The 15,295-nt window shown below is 61.0% G+C and carries 10 protein-coding genes; 6 read left to right on the forward strand and 4 right to left on the reverse strand.

Annotated features, from left to right (window positions below; all coding sequences use genetic code 11):
• From NW843_RS03210 to NW843_RS03225, 4 genes are all read left to right on the forward strand, one after another.
• The coding region (locus NW843_RS03210) for a hypothetical protein (protein ID WP_414522091.1) at positions 1 to 248 on the forward strand (248 nt) is incomplete at its 5' end.
• Positions 249 to 333: 85 nt separating this feature from the next.
• Entirely contained in the window at positions 334 to 1,344 is a 1,011-nt protein-coding gene (locus NW843_RS03215; RefSeq protein ID WP_414424603.1) for an ArsJ-associated glyceraldehyde-3-phosphate dehydrogenase, read from the forward strand.
• A 25-nt stretch (positions 1,345 to 1,369) separates the two neighbouring features.
• The gene (arsJ, locus tag NW843_RS03220) at positions 1,370 to 2,656 is read left to right on the forward strand and encodes an organoarsenical effux MFS transporter ArsJ (RefSeq protein ID WP_414522092.1); all 1,287 of its coding nucleotides are present in this window, start codon (positions 1,370 to 1,372) and stop codon (positions 2,654 to 2,656) included.
• 155 nt (positions 2,657 to 2,811) lie between these two features.
• The gene (locus tag NW843_RS03225) at positions 2,812 to 4,443 is read left to right on the forward strand and encodes an alpha-D-glucose phosphate-specific phosphoglucomutase (protein WP_414522093.1); all 1,632 of its coding nucleotides are present in this window, start codon (positions 2,812 to 2,814) and stop codon (positions 4,441 to 4,443) included.
• Positions 4,444 to 4,487: 44 nt separating this feature from the next.
• Here NW843_RS03225 and NW843_RS03230 read toward each other — a convergent pair whose 3' ends face one another.
• The 4 genes from NW843_RS03230 to menA form a co-directional block, all read right to left on the reverse strand.
• Positions 4,488 to 7,898: a hypothetical protein gene (locus NW843_RS03230; RefSeq protein ID WP_414522094.1), complete on the reverse strand. Its 3,411-nt coding sequence runs from the start codon at positions 7,896 to 7,898 to the stop codon at positions 4,488 to 4,490.
• A gap of 44 nt (positions 7,899 to 7,942) precedes the next feature.
• Positions 7,943 to 9,121, reverse strand: a complete 1,179-nt coding sequence (locus tag NW843_RS03235) for an LptF/LptG family permease (RefSeq protein WP_414383558.1) — start codon at positions 9,119 to 9,121, stop codon at positions 7,943 to 7,945.
• A 77-nt stretch (positions 9,122 to 9,198) separates the two neighbouring features.
• Entirely contained in the window at positions 9,199 to 10,992 is a 1,794-nt protein-coding gene (locus NW843_RS03240) for an LptA/OstA family protein (RefSeq protein ID WP_414522095.1), read from the reverse strand.
• Between the two features lie 154 nt (positions 10,993 to 11,146).
• Positions 11,147 to 12,088, reverse strand: coding sequence for a 2-carboxy-1,4-naphthoquinone phytyltransferase (menA, locus tag NW843_RS03245; protein WP_414522096.1), 942 nt, complete (start codon positions 12,086 to 12,088; stop codon positions 11,147 to 11,149).
• 343 nt (positions 12,089 to 12,431) lie between these two features.
• On the opposite strand from menA, the gene NW843_RS03250 reads away from it, so the two are divergent.
• Both NW843_RS03250 and thrC read left to right on the forward strand, forming a co-directional pair.
• A complete protein-coding gene (locus NW843_RS03250; protein WP_414522097.1) occupies positions 12,432 to 14,003 on the forward strand; it encodes an isochorismate synthase in 1,572 nt (523 codons plus the stop codon).
• 170 nt (positions 14,004 to 14,173) lie between these two features.
• Positions 14,174 to 15,232, forward strand: a complete 1,059-nt coding sequence (gene thrC / locus NW843_RS03255; RefSeq protein ID WP_011433867.1) for a threonine synthase — start codon at positions 14,174 to 14,176, stop codon at positions 15,230 to 15,232.
• The last annotated feature ends 63 nt before the right edge of the window (positions 15,233 to 15,295 follow it).

Here is a 15,295-nt window from a genome sequence, read left to right on the forward strand (position 1 = left end):
CCCACGCTGTACCCGTAGGGTCAGCGATGGGAGTATGTCACGCCACCGGTTGCCGGGTTGGGCGAATTGTTGCCCAGAGGTGTGGATCTGGACTGCAAATCGGCTACAGGATAGGCCCTGTTGTCGATTGGGGCTGCCTCAGCGGATCCCTTTTGGATTTCAGGACATCGGCAACATTTCCCAAGGCCAACTGTGAACCGACCCCCATCGGCCAGTCTCTCCTGACCCTACCCATCAACTTGTCTTGAAACGACTAGGGCGTTCTGATAGAGTCGAGGCGGGATTTGCCCTGAGAGAGCGGGATCCCTTCTGGACAAGTCTAGGGTCAATGCTATGGCAGTGCGGGTGGGCATCAACGGTTTTGGCCGCATCGGACGGCTGGTGTTGCGGGCTGCTTGGGGCTGGGAAGAGCTGGAATTCGCCCACATCAACGAGATCAAAGGGGGAGCTGCGACGGCGGCCCACCTGTTGAAGTTTGACTCGGTGCAGGGCCGCTGGGCTATCGACATTGAGGGATCCGATAACCGGCTGCGCATTCAGGACAAAACCCTCACCTTTAGCGAACACAAGTCTCCTGGTGAAGTGCCCTGGGCAGAGTTGGGGATCGAGCTAGTGCTGGAATGCTCGGGCAAATTTGTCAAGGCAGCGGAGCTGGATGCCTACTTCAAAGCGGGGGTGCGCAAGGTGATTGTGGCTGCTCCCGTCCAAGACAAGACAGCCCTCAACATTGTTATGGGCGTCAACGATCACCTGTACGACCCGGCCCGGCACCATTTGCTCACGGCGGCTTCCTGCACCACCAACTGCCTGGCTCCTTTGGTGAAGGTCATCCACGAGGGGATCGGCATTGTTCACGGGGTGATCACCACCATCCATGACGTTACCAATACCCAAACCATGGTGGATGCCCCCCACAAAGATCTGCGGCGGGCCCGCTCCGCTCTGCTGTCTTTGGTGCCCACCACCACCGGCTCGGCCACGGCCATTGGGCTGATTTACCCCGAACTCAACGGCAAATTAAACGGCATTGCGGTGCGTGTTCCTCTCTTGAACGCTTCCCTGACCGATGCGGTGTTCGAAGTCAGGCGGCCCACCACCGTGGAAGAAGTCAATCACCTCTTAAAAACTGCAGCCGAGGGCGAACTCAAGGGGATCCTCGGCTACGAGGAGCTGCCCCTGGTCTCGGTGGATTTCAAAGGGGATCCCCGTTCCAGCATTGTGGATGCGCCCTCGACGATGGTGGTGGATGGCGCCCAGGTGAAGATCCTGGCCTGGTACGACAACGAATGGGGCTACGCCAACCGCATGGCGGAACTGGCCCGCAAAGTGGCCCGCAGTCTATAGAAACATCTCCCTTGGAGACCTGCCCATGACTTCTGTTTCGACGGCTCAAGCCTCTGCGGTTCGCAACTACGCCCTGGTTACAGCGGCCTATTGGGGGTTCACCATCACCGATGGCGCCATCCGCATGTTGGTGCTGCTGCACTTCCACAAGTTGGGCTTTACCCCGATCCAAATTGCCATGCTGTTTCTCTTCTACGAGATCTTCGGGGTGATTACCAACTTCCTGGGCGGCTGGATTGGATCCCTGTTTGGCCTGCGGCTGACCCTGTATGGGGGCATTGCCATCCAGATCTTCGGTTTGGTGATGCTGGGGGTGATCAACCTGCAGTGGCCGGTCTGGAGTCAGGTGGCCTACGTGATGACCGCCCAAGCTCTGGCCGGGATCGCCAAAGATCTCACCAAGATGAGCTCCAAAAGCGCCATCCGCCTGGTGGTGCCCAAAGAAGCGGAATCCCGCCTGTTTCGTTGGGTGGCTATGCTCACGGGATCCAAAAACGCCCTCAAGGGGGTGGGGTTCTTTGTGGGAGCGGCCCTGCTGCAGATCTTCACCGAAATCTACGGGGATCCCATGGGCTTCCGCATGGCCAACTTTGTCCAGGCGGGGGCGTTGGCTTTGATCTTCTGTTCGGGGGCGCTGCTGCCTGCAGACATGGGCAAAATCAAGGCCAAGATCCCCTTCAAGCGGCTGTTTTCCAAGAGCAGAGAGATCAACATCCTCTCGGCAGCTCGCTTTTTCCTGTTTGGGTCGCGGGATGTGTGGTTTGTGGTGGCCCTGCCGGTGTTTCTCTACGACAGCTTGGGCTGGACTTTTATGCAGGTGGGCAGTTACATGGCCATCTGGGTGATTGGCTATGGGTTCATTCAGTTTGTAGCGCCGCAACTGCTGGGTGGGGGTCGCCCTGGCCGTGCTCCCAAGGCCCGCACCATCCAGATTTGGACCTTCGTGCTGACGGCGGTGCCGGCGATCATTGCCACAGCCTTCATGGCCGGGCTGGCACCGGAGCTGGTGATCACCGGCGGCTTGATCCTGTTCGGGATCGTCTTTGCCTTCAATTCGGCAGTGCATTCCTACCTGGTGCTGGCCTACACGGAAGACGACGACGTAGCCCTCAATGTGGGCTTTTACTACATGGCCAATTCCGGCGGGCGGCTGTTGGGGACGGTAACTTCTGGGATCCTCTTCCAGTTCTACGGATTGGAGGGCTGTCTTTGGTTTTCCACCCTCTTGATCTTGGCGGCGGGGCTGTTCTCGTTGAAATTGCCGGATCCCAGCAAAACCCCGGTGGAGTGGGTGGTTAAGCCAGGGGATTGAGGATGGAGGGCTACCAGCCGAGATGATGCAGTCCGCTCAACCCAATCCACACATGGATGGGCAGGGAAAGAAGTCTGCGCTGCCGATGCAACTCAGCCCAAACAAGAGGCCCAACGATGAGATAGTAAAGGAGCAAGCAGCTTTTCCGGCAGCCTATGAGCCTGCGCATTGTTCCCACGACGCCCTTCCCTGGCCAGAGACCCGGCACCTCTGGCCTGCGCAAGCCGGTATCGGTGTTTCAGCAGCCCCACTACCTGGAAAACTTCGTCCAATCCATTTTTGATGTCCTAGAGGGATCCGCCGGCCAAACCCTGGTGGTGGGGGGGGATGGCCGCTACTACAACCGCGAGGCCATTCAGATCCTGCTCAAGATGGCGGCGGCCAACGGCATCGGGCGAGTCCTGGTGGGCCAAGGAGGGATCCTCTCCACGCCGGCGGTTTCCTGTCTCATCCGCAAGTACGGCGCCTACGGGGGGATCATCTTCTCTGCCAGCCACAACCCCGGCGGCCCCCAGGGGGATTTCGGCATCAAGTACAACATCGGCAACGGTGGCCCTGCCCCGGAGAAGGTGACCGAGGCCATTTACGCCCGCACCCAGCAGATCCGGGAGTACCGCATCCTGGAAGCTCCCGATGTCGATCTGGATCGCTTGGGCGAGCAACGGCTGGGGTCCCTCACGGTGTCCGTCATCGACCCGGTGGCCGATTACTTGGGCCTGATGCAGCGTCTGTTCGATTTCGAGGCCATCCGCGACTACCTGGCTTCCGGGATCCGCATTGCCTTCGACGCCATGCACGCCGTCACCGGCCCATATGCCCACGCCATTTTCCAGGGATCCCTGGGAGCGCCAGAGGGCAGTGTGCTCAACGGGCAGCCCCTGCCGGATTTTGGCGGCGGACACCCGGATCCCAACCTGGTGCATGCCCGCTCGTTGGTGGAACTGTTGTTTCGGGAAGATGGGCCGGACTTTGGGGCCGCTTCCGATGGGGATGGGGATCGCAACCTGATCCTGGGCCGCCAATTTTACGTGACCCCCAGCGACAGCTTGGCAGTCTTGGCTGCCAATGCCCACCGGGTACCCGGCTACCGAGAAGGTCTGGCGGGAATTGCCCGCTCCATGCCCACCAGCCAGGCAGCGGATCGGGTGGCGGCCAAGCTGGGGATCCCTTGCTACGAGACCCCCACCGGCTGGAAATTCTTCGGCAACCTGCTGGATGCGGGCAAAGTTACCCTCTGCGGGGAAGAGAGCTTCGGTACCGGATCCCACCACATCCGGGAAAAAGACGGGCTCTGGGCCGTCCTGTTTTGGCTGAACATTTTGGCCGTTCGACGGCAGCCGGTGCGGCAGATCGTGGAAGAGCACTGGCGCACCTATGGGCGCAACGTCTACTCCCGTCACGACTACGAGGGACTGCCGGTGGAGGTGGCCGAGGCGCTGATGGCAGACTTGCGACGCTCCCTGCCCGGGTGGGTGGGCCAGCGCCTGGGATCCCAGCTGGTGGCCTACGCTGACGACTTCAGCTACACCGATCCCGTAGACGGCAGCACTACCAGCCACCAAGGGATCCGCATCGGCTTTGAAAATGGCTCCCGCATCATCTACCGGCTTTCTGGAACCGGCACCCACGGAGCCACCCTGCGGGTGTACCTGGAGCGATTGGAGCTGGATCCCGCCCGGCATGGCCTGGAGCCCCAAGCGGCCTTGGCCGAACAGATTCAACTGGCCGATCACCTTGCCCAGATTCGCGCCCGCACTGGTCGGCAGCAGCCAGACGTCATCACCTAGCCCGTCGCAACAGTGGACAGGGAGCCTTCCCAGGGAAGCGGGGATCAGGGCCTGAGGCCATCCAAGCCGGTCGCGTCGGCGTCGCGGAGCAAAAAGGTGCCGATAGGGGAGGTGATGGGAGAGGTCAGCTGAAAATCTCCCCGCTCTTGGGTGAGGCCCACCGGGCGACTGGGGAAAGCCACCAGGATCCCTTCCAAGCGCAGTGACTCTGCCACCGGATCGTAGGCAAAGCGCAGCTCAAAATCCCGCAGGTCACGGCGAACTTCCACCCGGCGGATCCCTTCTTCCGTCAGGCCCAAGCGCAGCCGCCAGTGATTTTGCCATCGCGTGCCGAGGGTGGCATCCAGCTCCAGACCATAGGTAGAGATCTGGCCCAACCGGGGATCGTAAACCGCCTGCAGCGCATAGCTGATCCCCGGCTCATACACATCCAGGCCAGAGCGTTGATCCCGGTTAAATGTGGTGCTGCTGCGTCCCCGATATTCCAGACGAACGGGTTGGAGCTGTCCCTGGTTCAGGTCGTAGGCCGTCTGCAACTGAATGTTGAACAGATCAGGGGCGGTGCTCCAGGTGAAGTTGGCGTTGAGGGTATCCCACTTCTGGGTGATGAAGTCGTAGCCAAGGCTGGTGTCCAGGCGCACCAGGTTTTTCACCTCTGCCTGCAGCTCCTGCAAGTTGCGGGAGGCAATCGCTGCCAAATCCTCCGGGGTATCGTCGGGGAAGGTCAGGGCTATCGGCAGCTCGCCGGGCAGGTCATCTTCAAAGGCAATGTAGCCTGGGGGCACATCGGGTAGGGGATCGCGGGGCGTAAAGAAGCTGATGTTGGCATTGATGCGATCCACATCTTTAGGGCTGGTGGAGAGGGTTTGGAAGGGCACAGAATTGTTGCCGTAGAAGGTGCGGCTGTAGCGCAGGTCGATGGTATTCCAGTCGGCAGGTCTGAGACTGAGGCGAGGGTTGAGGCTGACGGTAGACTCCTGGTCAGGAGTGGAGTAGAGGACTTGGGTGTAATCGATAGAACCCGGCATGAAGGTGATCCAGGGAGCCGGTTGAATATCGTTGAACTGAAGGCTGGAGCGCAGCTCGTAGCGATTGAAAAAGTGGAGGCCCGCCCCCACCTCCTGATCCGGCTGTTGCTCTTGAGTTAGGGTGAGGGCGCTGCTGAGGGCAATATCGGGCGTGATGCGAACGAGGTCGGGGTTAAAGGCCAGCTCGAAGTTGCGACGCGGCTCGTTGTCGCCATTGGAACTGCTGTAGGCGCGGTAGGCCAGGCGATAGGTACCTCCCCAACCGGGTGGGGTCAGTTGAGTGCCCAGCGTCAACCGCGCATCGGCAAAGTCGGGGCCATCTTTGACGCTCACCCGCTGGTTGTAGTCCAAGCGCAGATCCGATTGCAGCCAATGCACGCCCCCGTAGCGCTGAGTGTGGCTGAGGGTGAGGGGGAAGCTGTAGATGCCCCGCTCCTGGGATCCGGTGCGGCTGATGTTGAGGGTGGTGGTGGAGAGATCCCCCTGAAAGGTGGCGTTGAGACGCAGATCGGCGTTGTCGTTGCGCCCGCCGGCAGGACGGTAGGTGTTGTCCAGGTTGAGGTTGAGCTGCCCCCGCAGTTGGCCTTCCTGCCCAAAGAGGTTGGCAGCGTAAAAGTCGAAGTTGTGGTCGATGCGGAAACGGCTGGAGAAGCGCTGTTGGTCGGCTTCGGTAACCAAGTAAAACTGGGCTCGCCCGTAGTTGACGCTGTCCGGGATGGGCAGGATGTAGTCATGCAAGAAACCAATGCCCACCCCTTTTTTCTGGATGGCATCCAGCCGCAGGCCGCCGAAGTTGTATTCGTCGAAGCGGTAGGCCCAACTGGATTTGACAAACACCCCCTCTGTCTCGCTGCGCCCCGGCAGCACCCATTGGTGATCTCGCAGGCTGTAGATGAACAGGGGGAAATAGGCGATCTGAAGGCCCGCCCGCAGATCCCCTGCTTCTGTCAGCTCGCCGCCGGCAAACACGCGGGCGTCGTAGACGATCACCCGGTCATCGGGAAACACCTCCACCCAATCCCCTTGCACGTAGTGGGTGATGGGTGGCTCTGGCGAGGTGGTGACGGTGGCTTTCTCGAAAAAGATCTGATCCCCCAAAATGGCGGTGGTCTCTTGGCTGCGCACAAAAACCTTGGTGCCCGGCTCCTCCCCCGGCAGAATGACCAGCGAGCTCTCAAATTGGGCGGTGCGACCGGGGATATCCAGATCCAAATTTCGCCCTTCGATTTGCCGGATCCCCCGCCCTTGGGGGCCAGGGGGCTGCTCCATGCGAAAAGGGCCCTCGCTGCGCAGGCGTCGCTCCCGCCGATAAAACAGCAGCCGGTCGCCGGTGATGCGGGTGCCGTCGGCCAGTTGGATCAAGGCGTTCCCCTCGGCAATGCCCAGGTCTTGTTCGGCGATGTAGCTGAGCACATCCCCACTCACGTTGATTTGATCCGGGTCAAGGGGAATTTGCCGCTGCGCGGTGGCCGAGAGCTGCTGGCGGATTTGGGATCCCTGGCTGCCGGTGCCAAGATTTTCTGCCGCTGAAACGGCATCTGCACCAGTGCCCAGATCCCGCAAAAGGGGGAACTGCTCCAGCAGTTGAGGAGCCAGGGGTGAGCCCGCAGTGGGGACAAAGGCTTCCCTGCCCCTTTGAGTGGCCATGGGGGATCCCGTCAGCCCCGACCCAGGGGTGGCCTCTGCCAACAGGACACCGCCCAAATCCAAGCTCCCACCGGCTTGGGAGATCAAGGGAGGAACCGTCGAAGCTGGGATCCGATTTAACCTTGCCTCTGAACCGGCTCCACCTTGCAGTTGGGCCGTAGCCCGGTTTTCGCCATTGGATTCCGATCGCGTTAGCGGGACGGAGTCCTTGGTGGGGCGCAGCCAGGGTTGCTCTTCCACCCGCAGGGCCTCAGCCTGAGAAGTCATGGGCTGGGAAAGCCGAAGGGAGTCCAGGGTGGGAACTGCTGCAGTGGGCGTCGCCGGTGAAGGGGGTTGGGGAGAAGGTGTTGCCTGGGCCTGCTGCGCCTGTCGCCGAGCATGGGCTGCTGCCCCTTCGGCCAACAGCCGTTGTAGCCGCTGTCGGTTCAGTTCTTCTGGCGTGAGGGGCTTTTCAGGAGAGTTGGCAAGGGGAGGGGATCCAAAGTCTGAAACCGGGGCCGTAGGGGGTGGGGTTGCCGCAGTCAAGGCTGTAGCAGGCAGAGAAGATTGCGCCTCGGCCAAGGTGATGGGCTCCTCATCGGCGGCAGCCATCGGTTCTGGGCTGGAAGCCCGGCGGGCCAGTTGCAGGCGCTGAGCAAGTGTTTGCGCTGACCGAAAGCGCTGGTAGCCCTCCAGAGAGAACTCCGTCCCGCCGACGCCAACAGTGGGCAGGGGGTCCAACTGGGCGAAGACGGCCTCCCCCGTCCCCAACCACAGGGAGCCGCCCCAGCAAAGGGCCAACCACTTTGCCCAAGGGCTGAAGTCAGGGGGGAAGTTGCAGGATTTCACCGTAAAAACCGCCACAGTAAAGAAAGGCCTACCCCACCGAAAATCATATTCGGCAACCAGGCAGCCAGCCAGGGATCGATGTGCTCAACTCGACCCATCGCTCGTCCCAGGCTCATCAGTACATAGTAAATAAACACCAGAACAATCGCTAGCGCCACGCCGCCGTAGCGCCCCGTTTGCCGCACCGTTTGCAGGCCCAAGGGGGCAGCCACCAAGATGGCGAAAAAGCTGGCCAAAGGAATGGCGAACTTGAGGTGGTATTCCGTCAGGCAGCGGGCCACATCGGCAGAAGGACGTTGCTCCGCTCGATATCGCTGGCACTGCTCCCACAGCTCCCCCGCCCGTTGCTCTTGGGGCACTTTTTCCGCATACACCAGGCCCACCAGTTTGTTGACGATGTTGAGCTGCATTTCTTCCACCTGGCCTTCATAGTAGGTGCGCCCCTGCTCGTCATAACGGCGGATCACCACATCTCGCAGTTGCCACGATTGGCCCACCTGCTGCGCGGTTTGAGCGGAGATCACCTGCGGATAGCGCAGGTGGCCGGTCTCAGCTTTGCGATCCAGGATCAACAAATCCTGCATCAAGCCGGTCTTCGGGTCAATCGATCCGACATGAAACCAGAGATCATCATCCACCCGCACGATCTCTTCTGGATTAAACAAAAGAGCATCTTGAGCCAAGATGAGGTTCTTGTTCAGGATTTTCACCTTTTGGTTGGTTTCCGGCACAATCACTTCATTGGTCAACAGCGCCAAGCCGCTGATCAGCAGGCCAATACAGAGCACGGGGATAAACACTTTGCGATAGGGGATCCCAGCAGCACGCAGGGCGGTGATCTCGCTGTCGGCTCCCATTTTGCCCAGGGTGAGCAAGGTGGCAAAGAGGCCGGCAATGGGAAAGGTGACCACCAAAATGGCGGGCAAATTGAGGAGGAGAATGTGCAAAATGGTCAGGGGAGGGGCGCCCTTTTTCACCAGCAGATCGGTGTAGATAAACAGCTGGTTGCCCAGCATCATCACCGTGCCCCCGGCCACCCCCAGAAAGAAGGGGCGGATCATCTCTTTGAAGAGATAAAACTCCAAAAAGGCAGCTCCCAATCTCAGGGATCCCCAAAAGCTGCCCGCTTGAGCAGGGGTTCTGCGCAGTTTGCCCTCGGCGAGTGGAGCCGTCATGACATCACCTCGGATCACAACCTCAGCCAAACCTGGACGATCAAAAACCACAGATGGCTCCCCGAGGGGGGATCCCATCAGAGGGCGTCGGTGATGCGAAACTGAAACATGCCCTGCTGTTGCCCGTCCCCTTCGACGGTGTATTCATCTTGTTTTATGTTCAGGGTAACCAGCTTGCCACTGAGGCGATTGGCGCCCCGGCACATCTGATCCAGCGCGTTGCGGCCCGGCAGAGCTTGGGTGCTCTCCCCGGGAAGGCGGCCGACCTCTCCCCGATCGCAGAGCACCACAGGAGCCTGTTCGGCGCTGATTTTGAAAATTTGTTCTCGGTCGAAGTAATCGGCGCGATCCCCTTCGATGGCGCGGTTGGCCTGCACAATAACCACATTGCCAAAGAAGCGGGCATCGCCGCTGGCTTGGTCGATCTCCACCCGGTCGGCGTAGATCACCGTCGGCTGATCCACATCGGCCTGGGTCTCCGGGTTTTGTAGCCGCCGCGCCAGCCACTCCCCCTCGATCTGCTCGATCACCACCTCTCCCCGCAGCTCCACTTTCTCAGGGGTGATGGTGGCCTGGTTGGCCTTGGCCCTGCGCCCCCGCTGGATGAACTCGACGGCATCGCTAAACTCGGAAGTGCCGGTGCGGGAGTTGTAAACCAGGCGGGCAGCCCGCACCTCGGTTTCGGCTTGGCGCAGCTCCTCTGTCAGGGATCCCTCGCTGGGCGCCGGAGTGGAGGTAGCCATCTGCCGGTAAAGGACGTTCTCTTCAAAGAAGAAGATCTTGTCGCGGTGGTTGCCCTCTAGGCGGGCTGAGGTGAGCACCCGTCCGGGCTCTTCCAGGGTGACCCCTCCGGTCAACAAACTTTGGGATTCGCGGCGGCGGTAGGTGCCCTGGGCCGACCGGATGATGGTTTCCCCCTGCTGGATCTCCAGGTTGCCTTCCCCTTGGGCAATTTGCGTGTTGCGGTCGTACGTGAGGCGGTCGGCAATGATGGTGACTTCTTGATCCTGTCGGTTGGGGGTTGCCTCCGGGCCGGGGGAAGCCTGGGCCAAGCGCAGATCCGCCAACAAGGGATCCCGGCTGCTGTCGCCGGCCACCTCTTGCAACACCACACCGCCGGAGAGAATGCTTTGGGCCTGTTGCCGCAGGTAGGTGCCTTGGGGAGCGCGAATCTCAATGCCACGTTCGCGAATGCGCAGGTTCCCTTTCCCCTGAGCCACTTGTTGGGTGCGGTCGTAGGTGATCTGGTCGGCGGTGATGGTGGTGGAGGTGGGTGCCGAGCCGTTTGGGGGCAACACTATCAGCTTGCCCTGCTCGGCCCTGAGAAGGGCAAACTGAAAGTTAAACGAACCGGAGCGGCCCTGCAGCACCATTTCCCGGCCTTTGAGGGTGAACTCCGCCGGCACCTCGATGCGCTCTTCAGGGGTGACTCTCAAGGCGCTGGTCAAGAGCAGGCTGCCGTCGCCGCTCCTCACCTCCACCTCCTCATCCAAATACAGCTCATCGGCGGTGGCATTGTAGCGGGCTCGCTTGGCCCGCCAAGTCATCTGCTCGCTGCTATCAAAAAAGGGATCCGGCACCCCTTTTTGCCGGTCGGCACCTTCTCCGTAGAAGTAGCCGTGTGCCCCCTGTTCAAATACCTGTTGCCCAGCTGCCAGATCCACCTGCTCGGCAATCAACCGCCAACGCTGATGGCCTCCCCGACGACCCAAGATGTCTACCCTGCGGCTGACCGAGAGGGGCTGATCGGGGGAAGGAGACTCCACCTTCACTTCCTCGATGTCGATCGACAAGGCCCAGCCCACCAAAGCAGCCAAGATGCTGCTCCCCAACAGCGCCACTCCCAGGTTGGAATTGAAGAATCGCCCCATCCTATTCTTGCTGCCGCCTCACCTCGACCCGAACCGATGACTCACCTCAGAGGCCATGCTCTGACCTAGCGCACTAGGCTGTAGCTTATCTCATTTTGCCGGCTGCACCGGAGGGATCCCGCGCACACCTAGCCTTAAGCCGACTTTTCAGCCTTCAGCCATATCGGCTGAGGATGAACCCCAACCCCAGAAACAGCCCCAGCCAAAAGTGGAGGCCGACGGCGATGAACTTGGAATGGCTAATCCGCTGCGGCTGATCGTGATAGGTACCCAGCAGGCGGGAAAGCCGCACTGCAAACGGGATCCCCGCCAAACTCAGCAGGGTCCAAGCCGGAAAGATCCCCAGCCCCACAAACAGCAGCATCAAGGCAAAAAGGCTGCTGCAGAGCCAGGGGATGAGGCGGGCCGAGCGCAAGGTTCCCAGGCGGGCCACCGGCGAGCGCTTGCCACAGGCTAGGTCATCCTGCACTTGATGGAAATGGGAACAAAACAAAATCAAGCTGGTCGCCATTCCCACCACCAGTGAGGCCGCTAACCCCGGCAGCGACCAAGTCTGGCTTTGGCTGTAGTGGGCAGCCGAGACCGCCAGCGGCCCAAAGCTGAAAAAGCAGAGGATCTCCCCCAGGCCCTGGTAGCCCAGGCGCAGGGGCGGCCCTTGGTAGGCATAGCCCAGCCCGCAGGCCAGCAGCACCAACAGCAGCACCGTCGGATCCCATTGCCGCCAGCTCAGCCACAGGATCCCCAGCAGCCCCAGGGCCAAAAAGGCATTCCCCACCCAAAACACCTGCCCCGGCTTGCCCGTCAGGTTAACCAGGGAGTGGAGTTTGTTTTTGTCCACCCCTGTCTGGGCATCGAACACGTCGTTGCTGATGTTGACCCAGGCCAAGATGCAGATGGCGGCTCCCCAAAACACCCCCAAAACCCCCAAATCCAGTACCCCTGACTGGGCGTAGGCAATGGCGGATCCCACCCAGATGGGCATGATCGCCACGCTGTACATGGGGGGCTTAAGGGCAGCCATCCACAATTGCCAGCGGGAGGGGTCACTCCATGCGACCTCTGCTGGTGGCTGCACTTGGCCGACATCTGGATGCATGCGAATTCTCCTTGGGGAGCAAGCCTGCTCTGGGGCCCGTCTCCGGATCTGTCTATATCTGTTCTGTAAGGTAGAGCGCCTTAGGAAGCATTCTCCAGGATGCTAAGAAACTTTGCAGTCCGTGAAGAAGCTCCTCAGATCTGGCCCCCAAAAGCCCGGGCTGCCGGCTCTTCTCCTAATCTCTTATCCTAAAGTCATCTCCTGCCGGTCTCCATCGACAGGTGTCCTGTTTTCGGCCAAGGTGGGATCGTTCTCTTTGCTCTTTCGCATGACCTCTTCTCTTTCCCCTCGGAATGCCCACGGTACGCTTGAGTGCCTGGAGTGGCCGAGAGCATGGCCGCCGATGCGCACTTCTGCTTGGACAGGCGAGACGGGGAATCGGCGCCACTGGGATCCCTTCCTAGCCGCCTGCCAACAGATGGCGCGGGCGCGGGGTGTTCCCCAAATCCTCAGCTTGTCGCAGCCCATCCCAGAGCTGGATCCGCTGGCGGTGCTGGCCCAGAGGCTGGGTTCGCTCCCCACAAACCGATTCCCGAGCTACTGTTATCTCTCCCACAAGGCCCACGGGGAAAGGGTGCGGGTGCTGGGGTGGGGATCCCTGCGGCAGGTTGATCTCGCGGGAGAAGGGGGCTTGCGGGCGGCACGGAGCTTTGTAGAAGAGCTGCAGCCCCACGTCCATGCCGCTTGCATTGGCAGAACGGAGCCCTCGGAAGTGGGAAGATTCCCAGACAGCCGGCAGGAACGCCCCCTGTGTTTCTGTCGCCTTGGTTTCAGCCCCAGGAGTGATGGGGGGGCGGCGCTGGTTCTGCCGCGCTGGCAACTGTTGCAGGTACCAGGCTCCTGGAGATCTCTGGCGGTGGCGCGGCTCAATCTGGAAATTGCTCCCGAAAGTGACCTAGCAGCTTTGGCCGGGCAGATCACCGCCTTTTTTGCCCAAATGGAGCGCCTTTCTCGATCCCCCTTGCCCTTGTGGGAATTGCAAGCTCCCGTGCCGGTGGAGGTGGAGGAAGCCCCCCTCTTGGCGCGCATCCAAAAAGCCCTGCAGGTGATTCAGGCGGGATTCTTAGAAAAGGTGGTGCTGGCAGAGGCTGTGGATCTGCACTTGCCTGCCTCGCCATCGATCCCGCCTCTGCTGGCTTATCTGGAAAAGCATCATCCCGATTGCAGCATCTTTGCCTTTGCCGCTGGCGTCAGCGGGCCGAAGTCCTTGGAGGCAGATGCTCGGGGGAATTTGCCGGCCAGGCCTCTCCCCCTGGTCCAAGAGGGGGCCTTTCCCCAGGTTTTCTTGGGGGCCACTCCGGAGCGCCTGCTCTCTGTGTGGCAAGGTCGGGCGCAGATCGATGCCTTAGCCGGCTCTGCAGCCCGTGGAGCCACCAGCCACCAGGATCAGGTGCTGGCCGAGAGGTTGCTTTGCAGCGCCAAAGACCGCCGAGAACATGAGTGGGTGGTGCGCTCGATCCAGGAGGCTCTGGGTCGGTTGGGGATGGATCCCTGCATTTCCCCTCAGCCTCGGCTGCTCCGTTTGGCCAACATCCAGCATCTGCAAACCTTGATCGAGGCGGAGCTCCCCGCCGATGTACATCTGTTCGATCTGCTGGCCCAGCTCCACCCGACGGCAGCGGTGGGAGGGTATCCCCAACAGGCGGCGCTGCAGTGGCTAGAGCGGTTGGAACCCTTTGATCGCTCCAGCTATGCCGCTCCCTTGGGCTGGGTAGACTTACAGGGCAATGGCGAGTTTGTGGTGGGGATCCGCTCCGCCCTAATTCGGGGGAATTGGGCCCGCTTGTATGCCGGTGCCGGGATTGTGGCTGACTCCAACCCAGAGCAAGAGCTGGCCGAGATTCGTCTGAAGTTGCGCTCTCTGGTGCAGGCTCTGGCCTTGCGACCTGCAGCTCCTCCGCTCCCCAGCTTCTGAAGAGAGGGGATCAGGAAGATGTTTCTGCCGCCGCTGCGGGAGGTGGATACGAACCCCTCCACGAACAGCTACAGTGAGAAAGCCGGTCTTTGATTAGCCTCGGTGTCCTCTGCGGCATGGCGACCCTGAATCCCACCCATCCCCCTCGTATAGCCGGATCCCGCGCGCAAGTGGGGCTTTGGCCCGGCCTGATCCAGCACTATCGGGAATGGCTCCCCGTCAGCGCCAGCACACCTGTGGTCACGCTACATGAGGGCAACACGCCTCTGGTGCCTTCCCCGGCTTTGAGCCAACGGCTGGGGCGAGACTGTCAAGTTTACCTGAAGTTGGAGGGCCTCAACCCCACCGGTAGTTTCAAGGATCGGGGTATGACGATGGCCGTGTCCAAGGCTAAAGAGGCAGGGGCAGAGGCGATCATCTGCGCCAGCACCGGCAACACCTCGGCGGCGGCTGCTGCCTTTGCGGCCAAAGGAGGTCTGCGGGCCTATGTGCTGATCCCCGATGGCTACGTGGCCAAAGGCAAACTGGCCCAAACCCTGATGTATGGGGCGGAGATCATCGCCGTTCAAGGCAACTTCGACCAAGCGCTGGCTATGGTGCGGCAGCTGGCGGAAACCTACCCGGTGGCCCTGGTGAACTCGGTCAACCGCTTCCGCTTGGAAGGGCAGAAAACCGCCGCCTTCGAGGTGGTGGATGCTTTGGGGGATGCCCCCGATTGGCTCTGTATTCCGGTGGGCAACGCGGGCAACATCACGGCTTATTGGATGGGGTTTTGCCAGTACCGCCAGCAGGGCAAGGCTACCCGTCGCCCTCGTCTCTACGGCTTCGAGGCTGCCGGTGCTGCCCCCATGGTGTTGAACCGGGTGGTGGAACACCCAGAGACGGTGGCCACGGCCATTCGCATCGGCAATCCTGCCAGTTGGGTGAAGGCCAAGGCGGCAGTGCAGGTGAGCGGCGGTCAGGTGGATAGCGTCACCGACGAGGAGATTCTGGCAGCCTATCGTCTCCTGGCATCCGAAGAAGGGATCTTTTGCGAGCCGGCCAGCGCGGCCTCGGTGGCAGGATTGCTGAAATGGCGAGAGCAGGTGCCTGCTGGAGCACAGGTGGTGTGCGTGCTGACGGGCAATGGCCTTAAGGATCCGGACACGGCCAGCCACCAGGGATCCGCTCCTATCCACACCGGCGTTGTCCCTGAGCTGTCCGCTGTTGCTCGTCTGATGGGTTTCTAGCAGAAACCGCCCGCTGGTTAGGGTCAGCTAGAAATCGCAGGAGCCCCGCACTGTACCCGTAGG

The organism is Synechococcus sp. R5-12 (assembly GCF_047502655.1).
Lineage (GTDB): Bacteria > Cyanobacteriota > Cyanobacteriia > Thermostichales > Thermostichaceae > Thermostichus.